19 protein-coding genes and 2 pseudogenes are annotated in these 22,381 nt (G+C 69.5%); 13 read left to right on the forward strand and 8 right to left on the reverse strand.

Features of this window, described 5'->3' with window-relative positions; genetic code table 11:
* Nucleotides 1-24 precede the first annotated feature (24 nt).
* Both BJP65_RS10830 and BJP65_RS10835 read right to left on the reverse strand, forming a co-directional pair.
* Complete coding sequence (locus BJP65_RS10830) at nucleotides 25-1,167, reverse strand: serine hydrolase (RefSeq protein ID WP_070409149.1); 1,143 nt, start codon at nucleotides 1,165-1,167, stop codon at nucleotides 25-27.
* Nucleotides 1,168-1,199: 32 nt separating this feature from the next.
* On the reverse strand, nucleotides 1,200-2,501 hold the full coding sequence (locus BJP65_RS10835; RefSeq protein WP_070409150.1) for an MFS transporter: 1,302 nt from the start codon (nucleotides 2,499-2,501) through the stop codon (nucleotides 1,200-1,202).
* Here BJP65_RS10835 and BJP65_RS10840 point away from each other — a divergent pair.
* Entirely contained in the window at nucleotides 2,500-3,297 is a 798-nt protein-coding gene (locus tag BJP65_RS10840; protein WP_181015919.1) for a TetR/AcrR family transcriptional regulator, read from the forward strand. The genes BJP65_RS10835 and BJP65_RS10840 overlap by 2 nt on opposite strands.
* A 35-nt stretch (nucleotides 3,298-3,332) precedes the next feature.
* On the opposite strand, the gene BJP65_RS10845 is transcribed toward BJP65_RS10840, so the two are convergent.
* Nucleotides 3,333-3,935 (reverse strand): TetR/AcrR family transcriptional regulator, encoded by a 603-nt coding sequence (locus BJP65_RS10845; RefSeq protein WP_083285816.1) that lies wholly within the window; start codon nucleotides 3,933-3,935, stop codon nucleotides 3,333-3,335.
* Nucleotides 3,936-4,008: 73 nt separating this feature from the next.
* Between BJP65_RS10845 and BJP65_RS10850 the strand changes: the two genes are divergently transcribed.
* Nucleotides 4,009-5,436, forward strand: coding sequence for an alpha/beta hydrolase (locus BJP65_RS10850; protein ID WP_070409153.1), 1,428 nt, complete (start codon nucleotides 4,009-4,011; stop codon nucleotides 5,434-5,436).
* A 353-nt stretch (nucleotides 5,437-5,789) separates the two neighbouring features.
* Here BJP65_RS10850 and BJP65_RS10855 read toward each other — a convergent pair whose 3' ends face one another.
* The gene (locus BJP65_RS10855) at nucleotides 5,790-6,362 is read right to left on the reverse strand and encodes an LPXTG cell wall anchor domain-containing protein (protein WP_156784876.1); all 573 of its coding nucleotides are present in this window, start codon (nucleotides 6,360-6,362) and stop codon (nucleotides 5,790-5,792) included.
* A 254-nt stretch (nucleotides 6,363-6,616) separates the two neighbouring features.
* On the opposite strand from BJP65_RS10855, the gene BJP65_RS10860 reads away from it, so the two are divergent.
* The 4 genes and pseudogenes from BJP65_RS10860 to BJP65_RS10875 form a co-directional block, all read left to right on the forward strand.
* On the forward strand, nucleotides 6,617-7,213 hold the full coding sequence (locus BJP65_RS10860) for a recombinase family protein (RefSeq protein ID WP_070409155.1): 597 nt from the start codon (nucleotides 6,617-6,619) through the stop codon (nucleotides 7,211-7,213).
* A gap of 6 nt (nucleotides 7,214-7,219) precedes the next feature.
* Nucleotides 7,220-8,593, forward strand: a pseudogene (locus BJP65_RS16305) (Mu transposase C-terminal domain-containing protein); the annotation flags it as partial.
* A gap of 7 nt (nucleotides 8,594-8,600) precedes the next feature.
* Nucleotides 8,601-9,416 carry an AAA family ATPase gene (locus BJP65_RS10870; protein WP_070409157.1) on the forward strand — a complete coding sequence of 272 codons (816 nt, stop codon included), beginning with the start codon at nucleotides 8,601-8,603 and terminating at the stop codon, nucleotides 9,414-9,416.
* A 64-nt stretch (nucleotides 9,417-9,480) separates the two neighbouring features.
* A pseudogene (locus tag BJP65_RS10875) lies at nucleotides 9,481-10,107 on the forward strand (nucleotidyl transferase AbiEii/AbiGii toxin family protein); the annotation flags it as partial.
* A 4-nt stretch (nucleotides 10,108-10,111) separates the two neighbouring features.
* On the opposite strand, the gene BJP65_RS10880 reads toward BJP65_RS10875, so the two are convergent.
* Nucleotides 10,112-10,732: a TetR/AcrR family transcriptional regulator gene (locus BJP65_RS10880; protein WP_055832857.1), complete on the reverse strand. Its 621-nt coding sequence runs from the start codon at nucleotides 10,730-10,732 to the stop codon at nucleotides 10,112-10,114.
* Nucleotides 10,733-10,804: 72 nt separating this feature from the next.
* On the opposite strand from BJP65_RS10880, the gene BJP65_RS10885 reads away from it, so the two are divergent.
* Nucleotides 10,805-12,283, forward strand: a complete 1,479-nt coding sequence (locus tag BJP65_RS10885; RefSeq protein WP_070409159.1) for an MDR family MFS transporter — start codon at nucleotides 10,805-10,807, stop codon at nucleotides 12,281-12,283.
* 88 nt (nucleotides 12,284-12,371) lie between these two features.
* On the opposite strand, the gene BJP65_RS10890 is transcribed toward BJP65_RS10885, so the two are convergent.
* The gene (locus tag BJP65_RS10890) at nucleotides 12,372-13,382 is read right to left on the reverse strand and encodes a LacI family DNA-binding transcriptional regulator (protein ID WP_070409160.1); all 1,011 of its coding nucleotides are present in this window, start codon (nucleotides 13,380-13,382) and stop codon (nucleotides 12,372-12,374) included.
* A 143-nt stretch (nucleotides 13,383-13,525) separates the two neighbouring features.
* Between BJP65_RS10890 and BJP65_RS10895 the strand changes: the two genes are divergently transcribed.
* From BJP65_RS10895 to rhaS, 4 genes are read left to right on the forward strand one after another with little or no spacing between them, the layout of a single operon-like run.
* Nucleotides 13,526-15,058: a sugar ABC transporter ATP-binding protein gene (locus BJP65_RS10895; RefSeq protein WP_156784877.1), complete on the forward strand. Its 1,533-nt coding sequence runs from the start codon at nucleotides 13,526-13,528 to the stop codon at nucleotides 15,056-15,058.
* Nucleotides 15,055-16,089 carry an ABC transporter permease gene (locus BJP65_RS10900; protein WP_070409161.1) on the forward strand — a complete coding sequence of 345 codons (1,035 nt, stop codon included), beginning with the start codon at nucleotides 15,055-15,057 and terminating at the stop codon, nucleotides 16,087-16,089. Before BJP65_RS10895 ends, BJP65_RS10900 begins: the two co-directional genes overlap by 4 nt.
* Nucleotides 16,086-17,150 carry an ABC transporter permease gene (locus tag BJP65_RS10905; protein WP_070409162.1) on the forward strand — a complete coding sequence of 355 codons (1,065 nt, stop codon included), beginning with the start codon at nucleotides 16,086-16,088 and terminating at the stop codon, nucleotides 17,148-17,150. The genes BJP65_RS10900 and BJP65_RS10905 overlap by 4 nt, the downstream gene beginning before the upstream one ends.
* Nucleotides 17,151-17,198: 48 nt before the next feature.
* The gene (gene rhaS, locus BJP65_RS10910; protein WP_055832862.1) at nucleotides 17,199-18,239 is read left to right on the forward strand and encodes a rhamnose ABC transporter substrate-binding protein; all 1,041 of its coding nucleotides are present in this window, start codon (nucleotides 17,199-17,201) and stop codon (nucleotides 18,237-18,239) included.
* Nucleotides 18,240-18,379: 140 nt separating this feature from the next.
* Here the strand turns inward: rhaS and BJP65_RS10915 are convergent, their stop codons facing one another.
* Nucleotides 18,380-19,366 carry an aldo/keto reductase gene (locus BJP65_RS10915; protein ID WP_070409163.1) on the reverse strand — a complete coding sequence of 329 codons (987 nt, stop codon included), beginning with the start codon at nucleotides 19,364-19,366 and terminating at the stop codon, nucleotides 18,380-18,382.
* 313 nt (nucleotides 19,367-19,679) lie between these two features.
* Complete coding sequence (locus BJP65_RS10920) at nucleotides 19,680-20,678, reverse strand: LacI family DNA-binding transcriptional regulator (protein WP_070409963.1); 999 nt, start codon at nucleotides 20,676-20,678, stop codon at nucleotides 19,680-19,682.
* 84 nt (nucleotides 20,679-20,762) lie between these two features.
* Here BJP65_RS10920 and BJP65_RS10925 point away from each other — a divergent pair, with 84 nt between their 5' ends.
* Nucleotides 20,763-21,125, forward strand: a complete 363-nt coding sequence (locus tag BJP65_RS10925) for an L-rhamnose mutarotase (RefSeq protein ID WP_055832865.1) — start codon at nucleotides 20,763-20,765, stop codon at nucleotides 21,123-21,125.
* Nucleotides 21,122-22,288, forward strand: a complete 1,167-nt coding sequence (gene rhaI / locus BJP65_RS10930; protein WP_070409164.1) for an L-rhamnose isomerase — start codon at nucleotides 21,122-21,124, stop codon at nucleotides 22,286-22,288. Before BJP65_RS10925 ends, rhaI begins: the two co-directional genes overlap by 4 nt.
* Nucleotides 22,289-22,381: the final 93 nt, after the last annotated feature.

The raw sequence follows: 22,381 nt of genomic DNA on the forward strand, positions 1-22,381 counted from the left end.
CTTCTCCTTCGAAGAGGTGGGGTGTCAGAGACTGTCGCGCAGTGCGCGGCAGAGGGCTTCGGCGCGGTCGTCGGGGTAGCCGCCGGGGCGGACGGTGGCGTATCCGAGGGAGACGCCGGATTCGGGGTGCGCGAAGCCGAGCTGGCCTCCGGCTCCGTCGTGGCCGAAGCTGCCGGGGCCGGCCATGCCTCGGGGGCTGGAGTCGAGCATGAATCCTGTGCCCCAGCGGAGCCCCGAGTCGGGTCCGAAGAACGGTGCGCCGACCGATTGGGGGAGGCGGGCGTCGCGGGTGGTGGCGGGCTGGAGAAGGCGGATCCCGTCGACCTCGCCGATGGTCGCGGCGTAGAGGCGGGCGATGTCGTGGGCGGTGCCGACGATGTTCGCGGCGGGGTTCTCGAAGCCGAGGAGGTCGGGGGTGTTCGCGGAGGCGAAGAGGTTGAGGCCGTCGATGGCTCCGTTCATCCCCATGACGCGCGCCAGCATGTCCAGGTCCGGGGTTTTCCACGGCGGTGCGGCAGTGTCGGGGAGGGGCTGCTCCTGCAGCGCGAAGTCCGGGTCGGTGTCGGGGTCGGTCCCGAAGGTGAGTCCGAGGCCGAGGGGGCCGGCGATGTGCTGGTGGAGCCAGTCCGCGGGGCGCAGTCCGGTGGTGCGGCGGAGGACTTCGCCGGCGAGCCAGCCGAAGGTGAGCGCGTGGTACGAGTGTGCGGTCCCAGGCTCCCAGAGCGGGTTCTGCCGGGCGAGGGCTTCGGTGACCGGGTGCCACGCGCGCAGGTCCTCCACGGTGAGGGGTTCGTCGGGGGCGATGAGTCCGGCGCGGTGAGCGAGGAGCTGCCGGACGGTCAGTGCGCTCTTGCCGCGGTCGGCGAACTCCGGCCAGTAGGTGGCGACGGGTTCATCGAGGGTGAGATGGCCGGCTTCGACGGCCATGAGCAGGCAGATGGTGGTGACGCCTTTGCTGACGGAGAAGAGGATGCTGCGGGTGTCGGCGGTCCAGGGTCCGTGGCGGAAGGCGCCGGCGTGGAGGTCGACGACGGGGACGCCGTGGAGGTAGACGGTGCAGGCGGCGCCGGTGTCGCCGCGTTCGGTGAAGTTCTGCGTGAACGCGTCGGCGACGCGCTGGAATCCGGGTTCGACGTGTCCGTGGATGGGGGGGGCGGGAGTGCTCATGGGTGGTGTGGAGGCCTTCTGGGTGGAGGTGGTCAGGACGCCGAGGATGCGGTGGCGGCGGTGATGTCGATGCTCTCGGTCTCGTGGTGGAACTCGTTGATGAGGCGTCCGCTGCGCACCCCCCACCAGCCGACGGCGATCCCGGCGGCGGCGAGGACGGAGAGGGCGATCAGGAAGCCGTTGATCGAGTTCGCGAGAAGGACCGGGACGGGAGCCAGGAGCAGTGCGGGCACTATGCGGGCGATGGCGAAGATGACGCCTTGGCCGGTGGAGCGGAGCATGGTCGGGAACGCTTCGTTCACCCAGACGCGGAAGATGGGCTCTCCGCAGAAGACGGTGCCCATGCCGGAGACGAGCACCGTGGTGACGAGCGTGGCCAGGTTCATCCCGAGGATGACGGGAATGAGGTACGCCGCGACGTAGAGGATTCCGCCGAGGATGAAGAAGGTGAGGCGGAAGCGGGTGTCGACCACTCGCATGAAGATGACCTGCACGATGATCGCGAGCGGCACGAGGAACAGCACGAACACGGAGAATTCGGACACGGGCGTGCCGGTGAAGTTCGCTCCGATGTAGGCCGCGTAGGAGCCGAAGAGCGTGATCGGGATGCTCACCATCGTGAAGAAGCCGACGAGGATCAGGAACGGGAAGCGCAGCGGGGGCGTGATCAGATCCCGCAGCTTCGACCGGTCAGCGCGCACGGTGTGCACGCCCTGCGTCTGTTCCAGGCGGGCAGCGCGCCAGCTGGTGGACTCGGGGATGGTGAGCCGCAGCGCGAGCACGATGACCGCGACGACGGCGATGAGGCCGAAGATGGCCTGCGCGGCGAAGATCCCGGTCCCGCCGGTGAGGGTGGCGACGAGGACGACGGCGCCGATGCCGACTCCGGCGAGGAGGTTGGACATCACGAGGATCTTGCCGCGGTTCTGATCTGTCGCCGCTTCGGCGATGGTCGCGAGGGAGACGGGGATATCGGCGCCGATCGCTACGCCGAGGACACCCAGCCCCAGCAGCAGCAGAGGGAACGCGGTCGCCACGATCGGGACCGATGCGCCGAGGGCGATGAAGATCATCGTGACCACGAACACCCGCCGTCGCCCGAAGCGGTCGCCGAGGCGACCGCCGATCAGAGCTCCGACCGCCACCCCGAAGGTGAGGGCGCTGGTGAGCACGCCGATCTGCCCGGGGGTGAGTCCGATCGTCTGCTGGAGGATCACCAGCGCGAAACCGACACCGTTCAGGGCTGCGCCATCGACGAAGGACGCCATGCCGGCCACGGTCCCCACCCACCAGGCGTTCACCGTGCGAGGGGGCGCCGGAATCGCTTCTGTCATGACCTTCTCCTTCGAAGACGTCGAGGCCGGACCTCGTCGCGGGTGCCGGCGAATCCGGCTGCGGCTTACCCTAGATCAATATTGTCCAGTATGGCAAGCATTCGTGGTGGTAAATATTCATCTGGCAAAAGTTCGTGCGAGGATGAGATGCGGGGCGCGGTTCGCGCGGATCGAAGGAGAGCCGATGACGGTGGAGGCGACGGAGCAGCCGGCGTCGGTGAAGCGGCGCGGGCGCTATGCGAACGGTCGGCAGCGACGAGACGACTTCATCGATCGCGCGTTCGAGATCTTCGCGACGCACGGCTTCCAACGCCTGTCGTTGCGGAAGATCGCGGAGGAGCTCGGGGTCAGCCACGCCGCCCTCAGCTACCACTTCCCCTCGAAGGAGGACCTGCTGCAGGCCGTCTTCGACCGTCAGGCGGAGCGGGATCGGCCCCTGCTGGAGCAGTCGCTCTCCGAGCAGGGCTTGCTGGCGGCACTCCCGGAGCTCGTGCGACAGAACGAGGATTTCCCGGGACTGGTTCAACTCGACGCCACCATGCAGGCGGAAGCGATTCGCAAGGACCACCCGGGGCACGAGTTCACCCATCGCCGGATCGATCTCTTCAATGCCGACGTTCGCCGGGAGCTCGAGCGCGAGCAGGAGAAGGGTCGTCTGCGCGCAGACCTGGACCTCGACCTCACTGCGCGTCAACTCACGGCGATGGCGCGAGGGCTCCAGATGCAGTGGCTCTACGACCCCACCGTCGACGTCGCCGCGCACCTCGGCGCGTTCCTGGCGTTCCTACGAGCCTGAGCACACGACCGCCGCGAGGGCGGCGCGACCTGCGCTCAGGCCGAAGAACGGCTGCTTCGCCTGACCGCGTCGACGGCGCCTGCGAGGGCATCGTGAATGAGTGCCAGAGTCTCCTCGTTCTCGCGGTGTGATCCGAAGAGCAGCTCCACCCGCACGACGATCCCCGCCAGGATGCCCAGGGTGATCTGCACCCCCGGGTGATCCAGCGGAACGTCGAGGTCCTCCGCGATCGCGTCCGCCGCGATCGCGAGCAGGGGAGGGGAGTCCTCCGGCCCGGACCCCTGCAGCACGGGGTTGCGCTCGAGCATCGCGGCTCTCAGCCGCCACTCCTCCTCGGGAACGAAGGCCGGTTCCTCGCGGAGCCACTGAACGACACGATCGACGACCGACGCGCCCTCGTCTCGGGAGCGCAACGCGAGGATCAGGCGATCAGCCGCCGCGGACGAGGACGCCGTGGCGATGTGCAGCTTCGTCGGGAAGTACGCCGACACGGAGCGGGTCGACACCTCCGCCTCCTCGGCGATCTGCGCCACCGTCGTCGCGTCGTAGCCCTGCTCGGCGAACAGCCGCATACCGGCGAGGAGAACAGCACGGTACCGGCGCTCCTTCGAGCGCTCTCGAAGCGAAGTTGCAGCCATCCGGCAACCTTACCGCCTCTGCAGTTCTGCACTGCAACGTATAGTTGCAGTAAACCGCAACTTTGGAGGACTCGTGATCGACCCCACTCCCACCCGCATCGAACGCCCCCGATGGACCCGCTGGGCGCTGCTCGTCGTCGGCCTCTACGTGCTCCTCGTCGCCTGGATCGAGCCGTTCTTCGTGCGCTACCCACCGGCAGGATCCTTCCTGCTCGTGGGCCTGCTCGCCGCAGTTGTGGCCTGGCGCCGCCCGCACGGCAGCAAGGCCGCGTGGGTGACGATCCTCTCGGCGATCATCAGCGCCGGCGCGCAGATCGTGTGGCTCGTGACCGCCTGGTACCCCGCATGGGCGCTGGCCCTGGGGTTCGCGCTGGTGGTCGCCTTCTCCTGCTTCGCCGGTTTCGGGAAGCTGAGCAGAACGCGCCGCCGCGCCCTCGCGCAGGAGCGTGAGACTCCGCCGGCTCGATCCCTCCTCAGCATCCTGCAGAGCGTCGTGAGCAGCGTCCTCGTCGTCCTCGCCGCGGCGACCTCCGCTGTCGTCCTCCTGGTCGCCGCTGCCCCCGCCGCGGTGGCCATCCCGATCCAAGCCGCCGCCGGTCAGACACCGTCGTTCCAGCCCCGAGGAACCGAAGGAGCTGTCAGCGTGACCGCGAACGGAGACGGACTCACGAGCGACGTCCGATACGGCGATGAGTACCCCAGCAGCTATCTCGACGTCTACATCGCCGATGACGACGCATCCGTCACCCGCCCCACCTACATCTACATCCACGGCGGCGGATGGATCGGCGGGACCAAATCCGACGGCGACCCGAACGCACCCGGTGGCGGGTTCGCCGTCACCACAGACCCCGTCCTCGACGGCGGATTCAACTTCGTCAGCCTCGACTACGGCCTCGCCCCGACCGTCGAGTACCCCACGCAGGTGAAGCAGATCTCGCAGGCAGTCGCCTTCCTCCAGCAGAACGCCCAGCAGTACGGCCTCGACATGTCCGACGTCGTCATCGCAGGAGGGAGCGCCGGCGGACAGCTCGCCGGCCAATTCGCCAACATCCAGACCAACCCGACCTACGCCGCTCAGATCGGAGTGCAACCGGTCATCGGCGACGCTCTGCGAGCAGTAGTGCTCGACAGTCCTGCGCTCGAGCTGGAGAAGACAGGCGAAACGCAGACCCCGCAACCGGTGAAGGACCTCATCTTCGGGCTGTCTGCGCGCAGCTACGTCGGCACCTCTACGGCCCTGAACGAGGAAGCGTCCATCACCAACCACGTCACCGCAGACTTCCCTGCCACCTTCATCGCAGACGGCAACACCGGCACGTTCCCGGATCAGGCCGAGAACCTGCACGAGCGCCTTGACCAGCTCGGAGTGACGAACGCCGTCGACGTCCCGCCTGCGAGCTCGGCGATCCTGGGCCACGGCTATATGGCGATGCCAGGCACCTGGACCGACACCTACAACGAGAAGAAGCTCGCGTTCCTGTCAGCACTCGGCCTCTGACCACCCAACCTGCACCGCCGTCCGCCGTCCGTGCCGTTGCGGGAAGCGCGGTCCGATGACCAGTGGCGTCCCGTAAGGGGATCGTTCACCGGGACGCATTTGGAGGGCGATCCGATCGGTGTTCTCGCGGCGGTAGATGTCGCGGTTCTACCGCGGATTTCCGCTGTGGAGTTGCCTGCTCCGTGGCGGCTTTCGGTGATTGCTACCTGTCGTCAAGTGCCGCCGATTAGTCGTACCCATTCGCTGGAATTTGCTCAGGCGACACCGCGCTTCGGCCGCGGGTGAAGTTGCAGTGCTGGAGAGCGTCGAGGTGCCCGCCGCAGTCATCGCCGCACGGACACCCCGACCTCTCGTCAGGCCCGTGCGGCTCGCCGGCGTCCGATCAGGAGTGCGGCACCGGCAGCGAGCAGGACGCCGGCGCCGAGGAGCGGTGCGGACGCATCCGCTCCGGTCTGGGCGAGGCGCGCGCCGGGCGTCGTCGCGGCCGGGTGGGCCGTCGGGGTGGTGGCTGCAGGCATGGGTGGCACGACGAAGTAGGCGGGGTTCCCGTCGACGTAGTGGACGTAGAAGGAGTGCTCGAGGTCGGGCTCGCCCTCGGCGCGGGCGATGTACTCGGCGAAGACGAAGTAGCTGCCGGCGGGTACAGCGAGCGGGATGTCTCCTCCGTCGACGAACTCGGCGAGGTCGTACCAGCGCGAGATCGGCGGCGTGTAGTCGCTGTCGCCGTCGAGCGTCGCGGTCGCGACCACTCGGATCTCTCCGGAGACGACGCAGTCGCGGAGGGTCAGGGGCTCGAGGTGCACGACCAGGCCGTCGGGCGCGGCTTCGGTCGTCCCGATCGGCTCGGTCGTGGTAGCGCTGGGGCTGAGCCCGATGAGATTTCTATCAGTCCACAGGTGGCGAGGACAGCGGCCGAGGGCGGCCAAGCGTCTCCATTGTGTAACGGGGTCATGCTGTGCCGGGTGAGCCTCTTTGGCAGCGACGAACGCGCGCCAGGTACCGGGTGGAGCGCTCTTCTCCACATCTCGAAAAAAAGTAGCTTTTTGAGACGCACCATCCGGCGGTCGCACCACGCTCAACGGATCCGGATTCTCGGGACGTCCGCTGTCTCGGAAACACGTCTTGACGCGTTTCGTCTCAGCAGGGGACGCGGAGGGTGTTCCCGAGTCAGAATGAGGTCGTGAGGCTTCTGGGTTATACACGTGTGAGTACGTCGAGTCAGGACGCGCAGCTGCAGCTCGACGCGCTCGTCGCCGCCGGCGTGCAGAAGCGTGACGTCTTCGCGGATGTCACCTCGGGGAGCAAGACCGCGATCGAGCGGACCGGGATGAAGAAGCTCCTCGAGTACGCCGAGGACGGCGACACCGTGGTCGTGTGGCGAGTCGACCGCCTCGGCCGCTCCCTGATCGACGTGCTGAACACGGTGAACCTGCTGCGCGAGCGTGGTGTGCAGGTCCGGTCGATTTCGGACGGCATCGATCCGTCGACGTCGACGGGACGGCTGATGTTGAACATGCTCGCCACGCTCGCGGAGTACGAGCGAGAACTCATCGTGGAACGGGTCAACGCCGGCATCGCGGCCGCCCGCGCGAACGGGACACGATTCGGTCGGCCTCTGTCGGATCCGGTCGTGATCGCGGACAAGCTCGCGATCGCCGCAGATGCGCGAGCGCGCGGTCGCACCGCTGAGGACGCTGCTCGGCTCGTCGGGTGGAGTCGCGCGACGCTCTATCGCCACCAGCAGGCTCACGCAGCCCGTGAGAGTGCAGCGATGTAGCGACTGATGGACGGCCTCGAGCGGTGGCGGATCCTTCGACTTCACGTCGAAGATCAGGTCCCCCTCGCGGCCCTCGCCCGCGAGAGCGGCATCGGCACGCGGACGCTGCAGCGCTGGCATCAGCTCTATAAGAGGGACGGGCTCGCCGGGCTCGACGACACTGCGAGGACGGACAAGGGCGATCGGCGCACGGATCCGGCGACCGTCGCCGCCATCGAGCGGCTCGCCCTGACCCGGCCTCGTCCGTCGATCGCGACGTTGCATCGCCTCACCGTCGAGGAGTGCCTGCGCGACGGCCGGCCGGCGCCGAGCTACGCGACGGTCCGTCAGATCGTGCAGGCCCTTGACCCCGGGCTCGTCACCCTTGCGTTGGAGGGCCCGGCTTCCTATCGCGACCGGCACGAGTTGGTGTTCCGGCGTCGGGCGGAACGGCCGAACCAGACATGGCAGGCCGACCACACCGAACTCGACATTCTCATCGTCGGCGCTAACGGCAAGCCCGACCGCCCCTGGCTGACGACCGTGATGGACGATCACTCCCGCGCGATCTGCGGCTACATGCTCTTCACCGGAGCACCCTCATCACTGAACACCGCTCTCGCGCTGCGGCAGGCGATCTGGCGGAAGACCGACCCCGCGTGGGCGATGTGCGGGATCCCCGACGTGCTGCACGTCGATCACGGCTCCGACTTCACCAGCCACCACCTCGAGCGCACCGCCGTCGAGCTGCACCTCCGGCTCATCTTCTCCACCGTCGGCCGGCCTCAGGGGCGAGGCAAGATCGAGCGCTTTTTCGGCACCATCAACACCGAAGTCCTCCCGACCCTCCCCGGCCACCTCGGCCCCGGGAACCGCAGCCCGCAGCCCGTGCTCGATCTCCCGGGCGTGGACCGGGCGATCGGCGCCTTCATCGCCACCTACAATCAGCGCACCCACCAGGAGCTCGGTATCTCCCCGCGAGATGCGTGGGTCGCGGACGGGTGGATGCCCCGCATGCCCGACACCCTCGACGAGCTCGACGGCCTGCTGCTCACCGCGCCCACGCATCGGACCGTGCAACGAGACGGAATCCACTTCCAGGGTCAGCGCTACCTCGCGCCCACCCTCGCCCCGTTCGTCGGGCACACCGTCACCATCCGCTACGACCCCCGCGACGTCTCCGAGATCCGCGTCTACGACCGAGACACATTCCTCTGCGTCGCCGTCGACGAAGCCCACCCCAACATCCGCCTCAGCCTCCGCGACATCGAAGCCGCCCGCCGCGCCCGCCGCCACGAACTCCGCCGCACCATCAACGACCGCATTCCCACCGTCGCCCACCGCGAGGAACCCCACCTCGCGGACCCCACCCCGCGCAAGAAACGACTCCGCACCTACGAGGGGAGTGATGAGCCAGAGCTTCATCGTCACCAAGGAACACCGCCGGTTCGCCGAGTTCGCGAACGCGGTGAAGAAGGAGCGCACCATCGGCATCTGCCACGGCGACGCCGGCGTCGGCGTCGGCAAGACCAACTCCGCCCGCCGCTACGCGAACTGGGACACCCTCGAGCCCTACCTCACCGCGTGGGGCCCGCGCGGCGAGGACGACGCGAAACACAACGCGCTCGTGCATCGCTCCCGCACCGTCTTCTACACGCCCGAGGTACTGTCGCGACCCAAGGACCTCATGCGGGAGATCGGCAAGTGGCAGGCTCACCTCGGCATCTGCATCGATGAGCACCTCCGCACGATCGGGAAGGTCGCCGGCGTGCACAACGGCGACACCACTCGGTGGGTCGAGATGCTCATCGTCGACGAAGCCGAGCGGCTCACGCCCACCGCGCTCGAGCTGCTCCGCGACGAACACGACCGCACCCACCTCGCGATGATCCTGATCGGCATGCCCGGCATCGACCAGCGCTTCCGCCACTACCCACAGCTCTACAGCCGCCTCGGCTTCTCTCACCGCTACCGCGCCCTCGGCCGCGACGAACTCCTCTTCGTCCTCGACCGACACTGGAAACGCCTCGGACGCACCCTCAACCCCGACGACTTCACCGACGCCCAAGCCATCGCCGCAATCGAACGCATCACCCGCGGAAACTTCCGCCTCCTCGAGCGACTCTTCCCTCAGATCAGCCGCGTGCTCAAGATCAACGAACTCGAGACGATCACCGACGACGTCGTCGAAGCGGCCGCCAGCGTCCTCGTCATCGGAAGCTGACCGGCGACATTTAGCGATCACAGAACGCCGCCATTGAACGAGCAACTCCACAGGCGGAACGGCGCTCTCTCGAACGCACCTCCCGCAGACTCGGCTGTCCGAAGACATCGATCTCATCGCCCTGGGTGAGCGGCGACACGTCGCGCAACAGATCGAGGGCATTCTCTCGCGGCGACTGGGGCGCCTGTTCGGCGCCGTGCAGTTCACTCCGCGGCTCACTGAGTCGCGACATCCTCATGCTTCCGTTCTGCAGGTGGGGGAGACGCGAATCCAAGTGCAGTTGGTTTCGGCGGTCGGCTATCCTGCCTGGCCGACCGAGGTGGTGTCCATCGAGCAGCGTTACGGAGATGCTCCGCCGGCGCGCCTTCGCGTTCTCACGGCCGCGTCGTTCGTGGCGTCGAAGCTGGCAGCGTGGAGTGATCGCGGTGCCGCTCGCGATCTCTACGACCTCTGGGCCCTCGCCGAAGCGTCGAAGATCACGGGCGAGGCGCTCGACATCTTCCGACGGCTCGGCCCCCTCACCAGTGCGTCGAAGGTCAGCTTCGTGGATGTGCCAACGCACACGGAGTGGACTCGCGCTCTGGGGCATCAGTGCCTCGTGCGGGTCACGCCGGACGTGGCCGTTGCTGTCGTCGAGGCGGCGTTGGAATCCGCCGCCGGGGGAGCCGAGGCGCCCACGCGCGAGACCTGAGCGGTCAGGCGCCGGCGGCTCGGCCCATCTGCTGCTGCACCTCGCGGTGCAGGTCGACCAGGCTGCTCGCCTGGCCGCGGTCGTGGCGGCGTGCCCACTCGTCGAGGGTCGTGCGCATCTCGAGGCCGGCGAGGCCGAGCGCGGCGCGCACGTCGAGGTCGGGGCGTTCGAGGCGCTCGGCGATCTCGGGGATGAAGCGGTCGGATGACGTGGCCTCGCGGCGCACGGCCGCACCCAGCAGCGCGGGCTCGTGGCCGATGAGCCGACGCACGCGGAGGAACCTCTCGCGCGCCTGAGGATCGGCATCCAGACCGCGCAGCTCGCGCGCGAAGACGGCACGCAGCGCCGTCGTGAGTGCGGCGATGTCGTCGCCCGGCGCGCCGACGCCGGCGAGCGCCTCGGCGAAGCGGCCGTCGTCGATGAAGACGGCGTCTTCTTTCGTGCCGGCCAGGCGGAAGAACGTGCGGGGCGAGACGCCCGCGCGGGCAGCGATCTCGTCGACCGTGGTGCCGGTGACGCCCTTCTGCTCGAACAGGTCGAGGGCGGCCGCGCAGATCTCGACCGCCGTCTCGCGGCGGCGTCGGTCGCGCAGACCTCCACCCGCGGGGGCTGACAGGGGGCTCATGTCCGATACAGTAGTCGATGTCTTATTGGCAGTAGCTGCCAAGTTGTCTCATCCTGCTCAGATTGGTCCTCCATGGTCTCCACCGGAACCGTCCCCACCGCCCCGCCCGGCGTCGGCGCGAAGCCCGCCGCGCGCCCCGGCGCCGTCATCGCGCTGCTCGTCGTCGCCGCCTTCGTCGTCATCCTGAACGAGACGATCATGGGCGTCGCCCTTCCCGAGCTCATGCGCGAGCTCGACATCACCGCCGCCTCCGCGCAGTGGCTGACCACGGCCTTCCTGCTGACGATGGCCGTCGTCATCCCCACGACCGGGTTCCTCATCCAGCGCTTCCCGCTTCGCACCCTGTTCTTCACCGCGATGGGGCTGTTCACCCTCGGCACCGTGATCGCCGCGATCGCCCCCGGTTTAGGCGTGCTGCTGCTGGGCCGCGTCGTCCAGGCGTCGGGAACCGCGATCATGATCCCGCTGCTGTTCACCACCGTTCTGAACGTCGTTCCCGCCCACCGTCGCGGACGCATGATGGGACTCATCTCGATCGTGATCTCGGTGGCCCCGGCCGTCGGTCCCACCGTCTCGGGTCTGATCCTGTCGGTCTTCCCGTGGCGGGCGATGTTCATCGTCATGATCCCGATCGCGCTGGTCGCGATCGCCCTGGGCGCCCGGTGGGTGCAGAACCTCACCGACACGCGCCGCGTGACCCTCGACGTGCTCTCGGTCGTGCTGTCGGCCCTGGCTTTCGGTGGCATCATCTTCGGCCTGTCGAGCATCGGCGAAGCGGCGAGCGGTCACGAGATCGTCCCCGTCTGGATGCCGTTGGTCCTGGGCGCCGTCGCGCTCGTGGCGTTCATCGTGCGTCAGCTGCGCCTCGGCGCGACCGACCGCGTGCTGCTGAACCTCGGCGTCTTCCGGCACTCGACCTTCAGCGTCGCCGTGGTGCTGGTGGTCGTGGCGATGACGACGCTGTTCGGCGTGCTCATCCTGCTGCCGCTGTACCTGCAGAACGTGCTGGGCCTGGGGACCCTGCCCACCGGCCTCATGCTGCTGCCGGGCGGTCTGCTGATGGGGCTCATGGCCCCGCTCGTCGGCAACCTGTTCGACCGGTTCGGCGCGCGCCCGCTCGTGCTGCCGGGCGCGATCGTGGCCAGCGTCGCGCTCTGGGGCTTCGCGACCCTGTCGACCTCGACCCCCATCGGCTTCGTCATCGCCGTGCACTGCCTGCTGAGCCTGGGCCTGGCGTTCATGTTCACGCCGCTCATGACCGCGGCGCTCGGATCGCTCCCGCGCCGTCTCTACCCGCACGGCTCCGCGATCGTGTCGACCGTTCAGCAGCTCGCGGGCGCGGCGGGCACCGCGGTGTTCGTCACGCTCATGACCGTGGGCGCGGCGTCGGCCGTGGCCGACCGGGGCGCGTCGGCCGTGGATGCCACGGCATCCGGCATCCACACCGCGTTCTTCGTCGCGGCGTGCCTGTCGCTGGCGGTCATCGTGCTGGCGGCGTTCGTGCGGACGCCGGCCCAGGTCGACGACGCCGAGGCAATGCCGGCGCACTGACGTCTCCACGCCGCTCCCGCGCGGGCCGTCCGACGGTGCGCGCGGGAGCGGCGTTTCGTCGTGCTCGGGCGGCGCGCCGACGCCCCCGTTACGGCACCCCCGTCGACGCCCGCGCCACCAGCTCGGGCGCGAACACCGTCTGCCGCGTCGGGCGGTCGGGGTCGTCGGCCTCGTCGAGCAGGATGCGCATCGCGGTGCCGCCGATGAGGGCGCTGGGCTGACGGACCGAGGTGAGGGGCACCGCGGCGGCGGCGGCGAACGGGATGTCGTCGAACCCCACCACGGCGATCTCGTCGGGGACGAGCATGCGGCCGTCGACGACGAGCCCCTGCAGGAGCCCCAGGGCGAGCAGGTCGTTCGCGGCGAACACCGCATCGGGTCGGTCCGATCTGTCGCGGGCGAGCAGGCGTCGACCGGCGGCGACGCCCTCGTCGACGGTGAGCGCGTGCGTGGGGACGACCTCGAGACTCGCACGATGCACGCTGTTCTCGACGGCGCTGCGGGCGCCGGCGAGGCGGTCGGTCACCTGCCGGATGTCGAAGGATCCGCCGACGAACGCGAGGTGGCGGCGCCCGGTCGCGAGCAGGTGCTCGGCCGCGAGTCGGCCCCCGGCGACGCTGTCGACCGACACCGACGAGAAACGCGCGTCGCCTGAGAACCGGTCGATGAGCACCGAAGGGATGCCGCGCGAGCGCAGCCGGGTGAGTCGGGCGGTGACGTCGCCGAACGGGGCGATGAGCAACCCCCGCACCATCTGCTGTTCGAAGAGGTCGATGTACAGCGTCTCGCGCGCGGCGTCTTCGTCGCTGTTGCCGTGCAGGAGCGCCAGGCCGCGCGCGGTCGCCTCGTTCTCGGCGCCGCCGACGACGTCGGCGAAGAAGGGATTGCGCCCGTCGAGGGCGACGAAGCCGACGGTGGTGCTGACGCCCGCGCGCAGTTGCCGGGCGGCGTCGTTGCGCACGTACCCGAGCTCTTCGATGGCGTGGTTCACCCGCTGGATCGAGGCGGCCGAGACGGCGTCGGGTCTGTTGAGCACGTTCGAGACGGTGCCCACCGAGACGCCCGCGAGGGTGGCGACGTCGCGGATGCTGATCGACACGGCGCCTCCTCACGTCACGATCCGGTCTCGGCGCGATCCCGACTTGACCGCGTCGTCGGGCTCACCCTACAGTGACTGGCATCCAATCTGAAACGATTCAGATTGTGCCGGGCACCCGGCTCCACCCTCGATGAGGAGGCCGCATGGCTGACGCGATGGACGCGACACCCGCCACGCCCCACCACGCCCTCGAGCTCCGGCGCGTGATGAAATCGTTCGGCCCCGTGGTTGCTCTGCGGTCGGGGAGCCTCACGCTCGACCGCGGATCGATCCACGCCCTGATCGGTGAGAACGGCGCGGGCAAGTCCACGCTCGTGAAGATCATCGCGGGGCTGTACCGCCGCGACGACGGCGACTTCCTGCTCGACGGCGAGAGCGTCGACTTCGCCAGCACGGCGCAGTCCAAGGCCGCCGGCATCGCCGTGATCTACCAGGAGCCCACGCTCTTCCCCGACCTGTCGGTCACCGAGAACATCTTCATGGGACGCCAGCCCACCGGGCGTCTGGGGCGCATCGACCGGGGGAAGATGCGCGACGAGGCGACCCGCATCTTCGCGCGTCTCGGTGTCTCGCTCGATCCCGACCGGGTGACCGAGGGGCTCTCGATCGCCGACCAGCAGATCATCGAGATCGCCAAGGCCATCTCGCTCGATGCCCGCGTGCTGATCATGGACGAGCCCACCGCCGCCCTCAGCGGCGTCGAGGTCGAGCGACTGTTCGTGGTCGCCCGCAGCCTCCGCGACGAGGGGCGCGCGCTGCTGTTCATCTCGCACCGCTTCGACGAGGTGTTCGCCCTGTGCGACACCGTCACCGTCATGCGCGACGGCGCGTACGTGCACACGACGTCGTTGGCCGACACCACGGTCGACGACCTCGTGCGCCAGATGGTGGGACGCGACGTCACCGAGCTGTTCCCCAAGCTGCCGTCCACCCCGGGCGAGGTCGTGCTCGAGGTCGAGGGGCTGACTCGCCGCGGAGTGTTCCGCGACGTGTCGTTCTCGCTGCGCGCCGGTGAGATCGTCGGTCTCGCGGGACTCGTCGGTGCGGGCCGCAGCGAGGTCGCCCGCGCGATCTTCGGCGTCGACACCTACGAATCGGGCACCGTGCGGCTGAGCGGTGCAGCGCTGCCGAAGGGAAGCGTCCGCCTCGCCACCGCGCGAGGCCTCGCCCTCGTCCCCGAGGATCGCCGCAAGCAGGGTCTCGTGCTCGACGAGGGGGTCTCGCGCAACATCACCCTCGCGATCCGGACGAAGCTCTCGCGGTGGGGTCTGCTGCGCACCACCGACGAGAACCGTGCCGCCCGCGAGTGGGCGAGCCGGCTCGAGGTGAAGACCGCCGCTCTGGATGCCACCGCGGGAACGCTCAGCGGAGGCAACCAGCAGAAGGTCGTCATCGGCAAGTGGCTCGCCACCCAGCCGCGCGTGCTCATCGTCGACGAGCCGACCCGCGGCATCGACGTGGGCACCAAGTCGGAGGTGCACAGGCTGCTCTCCGAACTCGCCCAGCAGGGGCTCGCGATCCTCATGATCTCCAGCGAGCTGCCCGAGGTCCTCGGAATGGCCGACCGCGTGCTCGTCATGCGCGAGGGGCGGCTGACGGGCGAGTTCTCGCGAGCGGATGCCACCCCCGAAACCATCATGTTCGCCGCGACCGCCGATGTGGAGGCCACCTCGTGAGCACCGCCACCCCCATCCGTCCGGGCACGAGCCCCGCGGCACGACTCGTCTCGCACGTCGCCACGGCGCGCGAGAGCGGCATCGTGCTCGCGCTCGTGCTGATCGTCGTCGTCGCGACAGTGAACAACCCCACCTTCCTCTTCTCTCCCGACGGCTTCCGCGACCTGCTGCTGACCCCCTCGCTGCTGCTGCTCGTGGCCGTCGGCCAGGCGATCGTCATCATCACGCGCAACGTCGACCTCTCGGTCGGCTCCGTCGTGGGTATCACCGCGTACCTCACCGGCCGGCTCTTCATCGACGTGCCGGGACTCCCGCTCGTGGTGGTGTTCCTCGCGGGCATCGTGGTCGGCGGCATCCTCGGATTCGTCAACGGGGCGCTGGTCGCCTACGCCAAGGTCCCCGCCCTGGTCATCACGCTCGGCACGATGTACATCTACCGCGGCCTCAACGTCGCCTGGGCGGGAAGCAACCGCGTCAACGCCGGCGACCTGCCCGCGGACTTCCGGGGACTCGGGACCGGGCAGATCCTCGGCATCCCGCTGCTGACGATCCTCGCCGTGATCGTGCTGATCGCCGCCGCCTGGTACCTGCGCAACCTGCGCAGCGGTCGCGAGCTCTACGCCCTCGGGTCCGACCCGGCGGCCGCCCACCTCTACGGACTCAAGGTCAACCGCCGCATCATCGGCGCCTTCGTCACCAGCGGTGCCCTGGCGGGCCTCGCGGGTGTGCTGTACGCCGCGCGCTACGGCACCGTCGCCTCGAACGCCGGCTTCGGCTGGGAACTGCAGGCCATCGGCGCGGCCGTGATCGGCGGCGTCGCCATCTCGGGCGGCGTGGGAACGGTCTGGGGCGCCGCGATCGGCGCCTACCTGCTGCTCACGATCAACCGCGCGCTACCGATCCTCGGCATCGACGATTTCTGGCAGCGGGCCGTCGTGGGTGCGCTCATCCTCGGCGCCATCGTGCTCGACCGTGTGCTCGCGGTCCGCCAGTCCCGCACGCTCACCGCACAGAGGGAGACGGGTCGATGACCTCCACCACCGTCGACGACCGCGCGCGCACCTACCGCGCGCACGCCCGCCCGTTCTGGCGTCGGGCCCTGCTCACCCGCGAGGCCGCCATCATCGGCATCCTGCTGCTGGTCATCGTCGTGTCGATCGCGACCGTGCGCAACTTCGACAGCCCGCTGACGGTCACGTATCTGCTGCGCGACATCGCCCCGATCCTGCTCATCGCCCTGCCGATGACGCTCATCATCATCACCGAAGAGATCGACCTGTCGGTCGCGAGCATCGTCGGACTCTCGAGCGTCACGGTGGGCGTGCTCACCCAGGCCGGCTGGCCGTTCGAGATCGCCGCCCTCGCCGCGATCGTGGTGGGCCTCGTCGCCGGGGCGATCAACGGCTTCCTCGTCACCGTCGTGGGGCTCCCCTCGCTCGCGGTGACGATCGGAACCCTGGCCCTGTTCCGCGGCATCGCGGTGGGGCTGCTGGGCACCGAGGCCGTCACCGAGTTCCCCGAGACGTGGACCGACCTCGCCAAGGCCAACATCCCGGGCACGCCGCTGCCGCTGATCATGGTGCCCTTCGCGGTGCTCGCCATCGTGTTCGCGGTGCTGCTGCACCTCACCCCGTTCGGCCGCTCGCTGTACGCGATCGGCTTGAACAAGGAAGCGGCGCAGTTCTCGGGCATCGACGTCGCCCGCACCAAGTTCCTGCTGTTCGTGCTGAGCGGCGCGGTGTCGGGCTTCGCCGGGGTGTACTTCACCCTGCTCTACAGCAACGCCCGCGGCGAGAACGCCATGGGAATGGAGCTGCAGATCATCGCGGCGGTGCTGCTGGGCGGCGTGTCGATCTTCGGCGGTCGCGGAGCCCTGCACGGCGTGATCGCGGGCGTGCTGCTCATCGGCACCCTGGGCAGCGCCCTGCGCCTGGCCGGGGTCACCAGCGACATCATCAACGTCATCACCGGAGCCCTCCTCGTGCTCTCGGTGGTGTCCGCCAGTTTTCTCGCCTGGCTGCAATCTCGACGCGCAACCGCGCTCGGCAAGAGGAAGGGGTCACGCTCGACCGCTCCGGCGTCGACCGTCTGACCCGCACACCACCCGCGCCACACATCTGCACAACGGAAGGAAACAACGATGTTCGCATTCACTCGCAAGACCCGCGTCGGCACCGCTGCCGCCGCCCTCGCCCTGGCGGTCACCCTCGTCGCCACCGGCTGCTCCGGCGGTAGCGGCGGAGGATCCACCGGCGGAGGGGATGGCGGAAACCTGGCCATCACCTTCTTGCCGAAGAACCTCGGCAACCCGTACTTCGAGACCTCGAACAAGGGCGGCGAAGAAGCCATCGGCGAGTTCGGCGGCACCTTCGAACAGGTCGGCCCCAGCGAGGCGACCCCGACCTCGCAGGTGCAGTACATCCAGACCGCGGCCCAGCAGGGCGTGGGGGGCCTGGTCATCTCGGCCAACGACCCCTCGGCGATCTGCGACGCGCTCGACGAGGCCCGCAGCGCCGGCGTGAAGGTCGTCACCTTCGACTCCGACACCGACGCCGAGTGCCGCGACCTCTTCATCAACCAGGCCACGGCCGAGGGCATCGCCAAGGTGCAGGTCGACCTGATCGCCGAGCAGATCGGTGACTCCGGTCAGGTGGCCGTGCTGTCGGCGGCCGCGAACGCCACGAACCAGAACGCCTGGATCGAGCTGATGAAGACCGACCTCGCCGCCAACCACCCGAACATCGAGCTCGTCGACGTCGTCTACGGCGACGACGACGACCAGACCTCGTTCGACCGCACCGCAGCGCTGCTCCAGACCTACCCGAACCTCAAGGGCATCGTCTCGCCGACCACCGTGGGCATCGCCGCGGCCGGCCGGTACCTGTCGACCTCGGAGTACAAGGGCAAGGTCGCGCTCACCGGCCTCGGCACGCCCAACCAGCTGCGCGAGTACGTGCAGGACGGCACCATCACCGCGTTCGCGCTGTGGAACCCCGCCGACCTCGGATACCTCTCGGCGTTCGCGACGAAGGCGCTGATCGACGGGCAGATCACCGGCGCCGAGGGCGACACCTTCGAAGCCGGCAAGCTCGGCGAGTTCACCGTCGGCGCCGACGCGACGGTGCTGCTGGGCGACCCGTACGTGTTCGATTCGGCGAACATCGCGGACTTCGACTTCTGATCCGAAGCCCCGCCCCTGGCCCCGGCCGCCCTCGTGGCGGTCGGGGCCTCGGTCGTTCGCGGCGTGGCGCGCGCGGCCACGGGGAAGGAGCGCGGCACGCGTCGCACCGGGGATCGGCGGGCACGAGCCCGCCCTCGCCCTCAGCGGCCCACGAATCCCATGTGCTGCGCGTTGTAGCGGTCGCCGTGCACGCCGATGCGACGGGCCAGGCCGTCGAGGTCGGCCCTGTCGTCCGCCGAGAGGGCGATCTCGCTCGAGCGGGCATTCTCGTGGATCCGCTCGGTGCGGCGCGTTCCGGGGATGGGGGCGATGTGCGCTCCCTGGGCGAGCAGCCACGCGAGGGCGATCTGCCCGGGCGTGCACTCCTTTCGCGCGGCGAGCTCGCGCACGTGCGCGACGAGCGCCTGGTTCGCGGCGAGGTTGTCGGCCTCGAAGCGGGGGACACGCGTACGGATGTCGCCGTCGCTAAACGTCGTCGAGGTGTCGACGGTGCCCGTGAGAAAGCCTTTGCCCAGCGGGCTGAAGGGCACGAACCCGATGCCGAGCTCGGCGAGGGTGGGGAGGATCTCGGCCTCGGGGTCTCGCGTCCACAGCGAGTACTCGCTCTGCAGCGCCGTCACCGGGAACGTCTCGTGGGCGGCGCGGACGGTGGTCGCCGACGCCTCGGACAGGCCGAAATGGCGGACCTTGCCGGCGGCGACGAGTTCGCCGACCGTTCCCGCGACGTCTTCGATCGGGACGTCGGGGTCGACGCGGTGCTGGTAGAAGAGGTCGATCACGTCGGTGCGGAGGCGGGTGAGCGAGGCGTCCGCCACCCGTCGGATCTGCTCGGGGCGGCTGTCGAGCCCGGCCATCGCCCCCTCGCGGATGTCCCACCCGAACTTGGTGGCGATGACGACCTGATCGCGGATCGGCTCCAGTGCCTCGCCGACCAGCTCTTCGTTGTCGTAGGGGCCGTAGACCTCCGCCGTGTCGAAGAAGGTGACGCCCGCATCGAGAGCCGACCGGAGCACCGCGATCATCTCGTCGCGGTCGCCGGGGTTCGGGCCGTACGACTGCGACATCCCCATGCAGCCGAGCCCGACCGCCGATACCTCGAGGCCCTGTCCCAGAGTCCGTGTGTGCATGCTGTCACTCCTCCCGCGCCGCCGCGGCGGCATCGTGTGCGAGTCCACCCCGGGACTCGGCGTCGGTCGTCGACGGACAGGCGGCGCGCCGCCGCATCCGCTCGGAACTGCTCGACTCCGGTACGGCGACGCGGACCCCGCGCCCGTCGGCCCTGTCGTCCATGCGGTCGACGCTACGCCCGAACCTGGCCGACAGGGACGCCCCGTCAGTGCACCCCTCACCGGCATTCCCTCGCCCGCGGTACCGCGAAGGGGCGGGCGCGCGTCGAGGCGCCGACGGCCCGGCGGCCGAGAAGGCCGCGGCATCCGGCGACTAACCGCTCGACGCCCGCACGATCAGCTCGGGACGGAACCTCACCTGGCGCTCGGCGGGGTCGAGCTCGCCGTCGAGCTGACGCAGCAGCAGGTCGACGGCCGTGGAACCCAGGGCCTCGGCGGGCTGACGCACCGAGGTGAGCGGCACGACGGTGGCGGCGGCGAAGTCGATGTCGTCGTAGCCGACGAGAGCGATGTCGTCGGGCACGCGGATGTCGCCGAGCATCGTGAGGGCCTGCAGCACGCCGACGGCGAGCAGGTCGTTGGCGGCGAAGACGGCGTCGGGCCGGTCGGCGCGCTCGCGCACGCGCTCACCCGCGGCGCGGCCGGCGAGCACGGTCATGGCATCGGCCTCGATCACCTCGAGCTCGGCGCCGTCGACCTCGGCGACCGCGCGGCGTGCTCCGGCGAGGCGATCGGCGACCTGGCGCGTGGTCAGGGGGCCGGCGACGAAGGCGATCCGGCGGCGTCCCCGTGCGAGCAGATGCGCGACGGCCAGGTGGCCGCCCTCGACGTCGTCGACCGAGACGGCGCAGACGTCGGAGCCGTGCATCTGCTCGTCGACGAGCACGACGGGGATGCCGGCGGCCGCCAGGCGTTCGACGACGTCGCCGTCGGCGTCGGCGGGGGTGAGCAGCACCCCGGCCACCCGTTGCTCGCGGAACTGGTCGAGGTAGAGGCGCTCGTGGTCGGGGGCGGCGCCGCTGGAGCCGAGCAGCACGACGTAGCCGTCGTCGGCGGCGCGGGCTTCGGCGCCGCGGGCGACGGCGGCGAAGAAGGGGTTGCCGGCGTCGAGCACGATGAGCGCGATGCTGCGGCTGCGACCGGCGCGCAGCTGGCGGGCGGCGTCGTTGCGCACGTACCCGAGGGCGTCGATGGCCGCGCGCACGCGCTCGGCGGCGGCGGCCGACACCGTGGCCCGACCGTTGAGGACGTTCGACACGGTGCCCACCGAGACCCCCGCGCGCGCCGCGACGTCCGTGATCTTGACCGCCATGATCCGACGACGATATCGCACGCGCACACCCGCTGTGCTATCGTGCGATGAAACGATTCATTCTCGAGGAGGAGAACCCGCCCCATGTCCGCACAGACCACGCGCGTCTGCTTCGAACTCCGCGTCCGGCCCGAGCTGATCGACGAGTACGTCGCACGGCACACACCCGTGCCGACCGAGATGCTCGACGAGATCGCCGCGGCCGGGCGACGTAACTACTCGCTGTTCCTCGGCGAGCACGGGCGGCTCATCGGCTACTACGAGACCGACGACGACGCGGCCGCCCAGGCGTACCTGGCCGCCTCGCCGATCGCGGCCGCGTGGGAGGCCGAGATGGCCCCGTTCTTCCTCGGCCTCGAGGGTCGTCCCGACCAGGCCGCCACCGCCCTCACCGAGGTCTTCCACCTCGCCGACCAGCTCGCATACGCGGGAAGGAACCCGTCATGACCACTCTCGGCCCCGAGATCCTCTCCGCCCTCGAACAGCAGGCGATCGAGCTGCCCTCCTGGGCGTTCGGCAACTCCGGCACCCGCTTCCGCGTGTTCCCGACGCCGGGCACCCCGCGCGACGCGTTCGAGAAGATCGCCGATGCCGCCGAGGTCCACCGCCTCACCGCCCTCGCGCCGAGCGTGGCCCTGCACATCCCGTGGGACCTGGTCGACGACTTCGGGGCGCTGCGCCGCCACGCCGACGACCTGGGCGTGCGCCTCGGCACGATCAACTCGAACACCTTCCAGGACGAGGATTACAAGTTCGGCGCCCTCACGCACCACGACGACGTCATCCGCCGAAAGGCCATCGACCACCACCTCGCGTGCATCGACGTGATGGATGCCACGGGCTCGCGCGATCTGAAGATCTGGCTCGCCGAGGGGTCCAACTACCCCGGGCAGAACGACATGCGCGGTCGCCAGGACCGCCTGCAGGACTCGCTGCAGCAGATCTACGCCCGGCTCAGCGACGACCAGCGCCTGGTGCTGGAGTACAAGTTCTTCGAGCCGTCGTTCTACCACACCGACGTCCCCGACTGGGGAACGTCGTACGCGCAGGTGGCGTCGCTCGGAGACAAGGCGATGGTCTGCCTCGACACCGGTCATCACGCGCCCGGCACCAACATCGAGTTCATCGTCATGCAGCTGCTGCGCCTCGGAAAGCTCGGCTCGTTCGACTTCAACTCGCGCTTCTACGCCGACGACGACCTCATCGTCGGATCGGCCGACCCGTTCCAGCTGTTCCGCATCCTCACCGAGGTCGTCCGCGGCGGGGGCCTGAACAACCCCGACGTGGCGTTCATGCTCGATCAGTGCCACAACATCGAGGACAAGATCCCCGGCCAGATCCGCTCGGTGCTCAACGTGCAGGAGATGACGGCGCGCGCCCTGCTCGTCGACCGTGACGCTCTGGCCGCCGCGCAGCAGGCGAACGACGTGCTCGGCGCCAACGCCGTGCTCATGGACGCGTTCTACACCGACGTGCGCCCGGCGCTCGCCGAGTGGCGGGAATCGCGCGACCTCCCCGCCGACCCCATGGCGGCCTTCGCCGCCTCGGGCCACCTCGCCCGCCTCGCCGACGAGCGCGCGGGCGGCACCCAGGCCGGCTGGGGCGCCTGACCCCGCCCCGCGGGGGCGACGCCCGCATCGCCCCGGCGCTTCTTCTCGCGCGGCCCGTCGTGCCGCCGCCCACCCCTTCGAATTCCGTGAGGA

This window comes from Microbacterium sp. BH-3-3-3 (genome assembly GCF_001792815.1).
Lineage (GTDB): Bacteria > Actinomycetota > Actinomycetes > Actinomycetales > Microbacteriaceae > Microbacterium.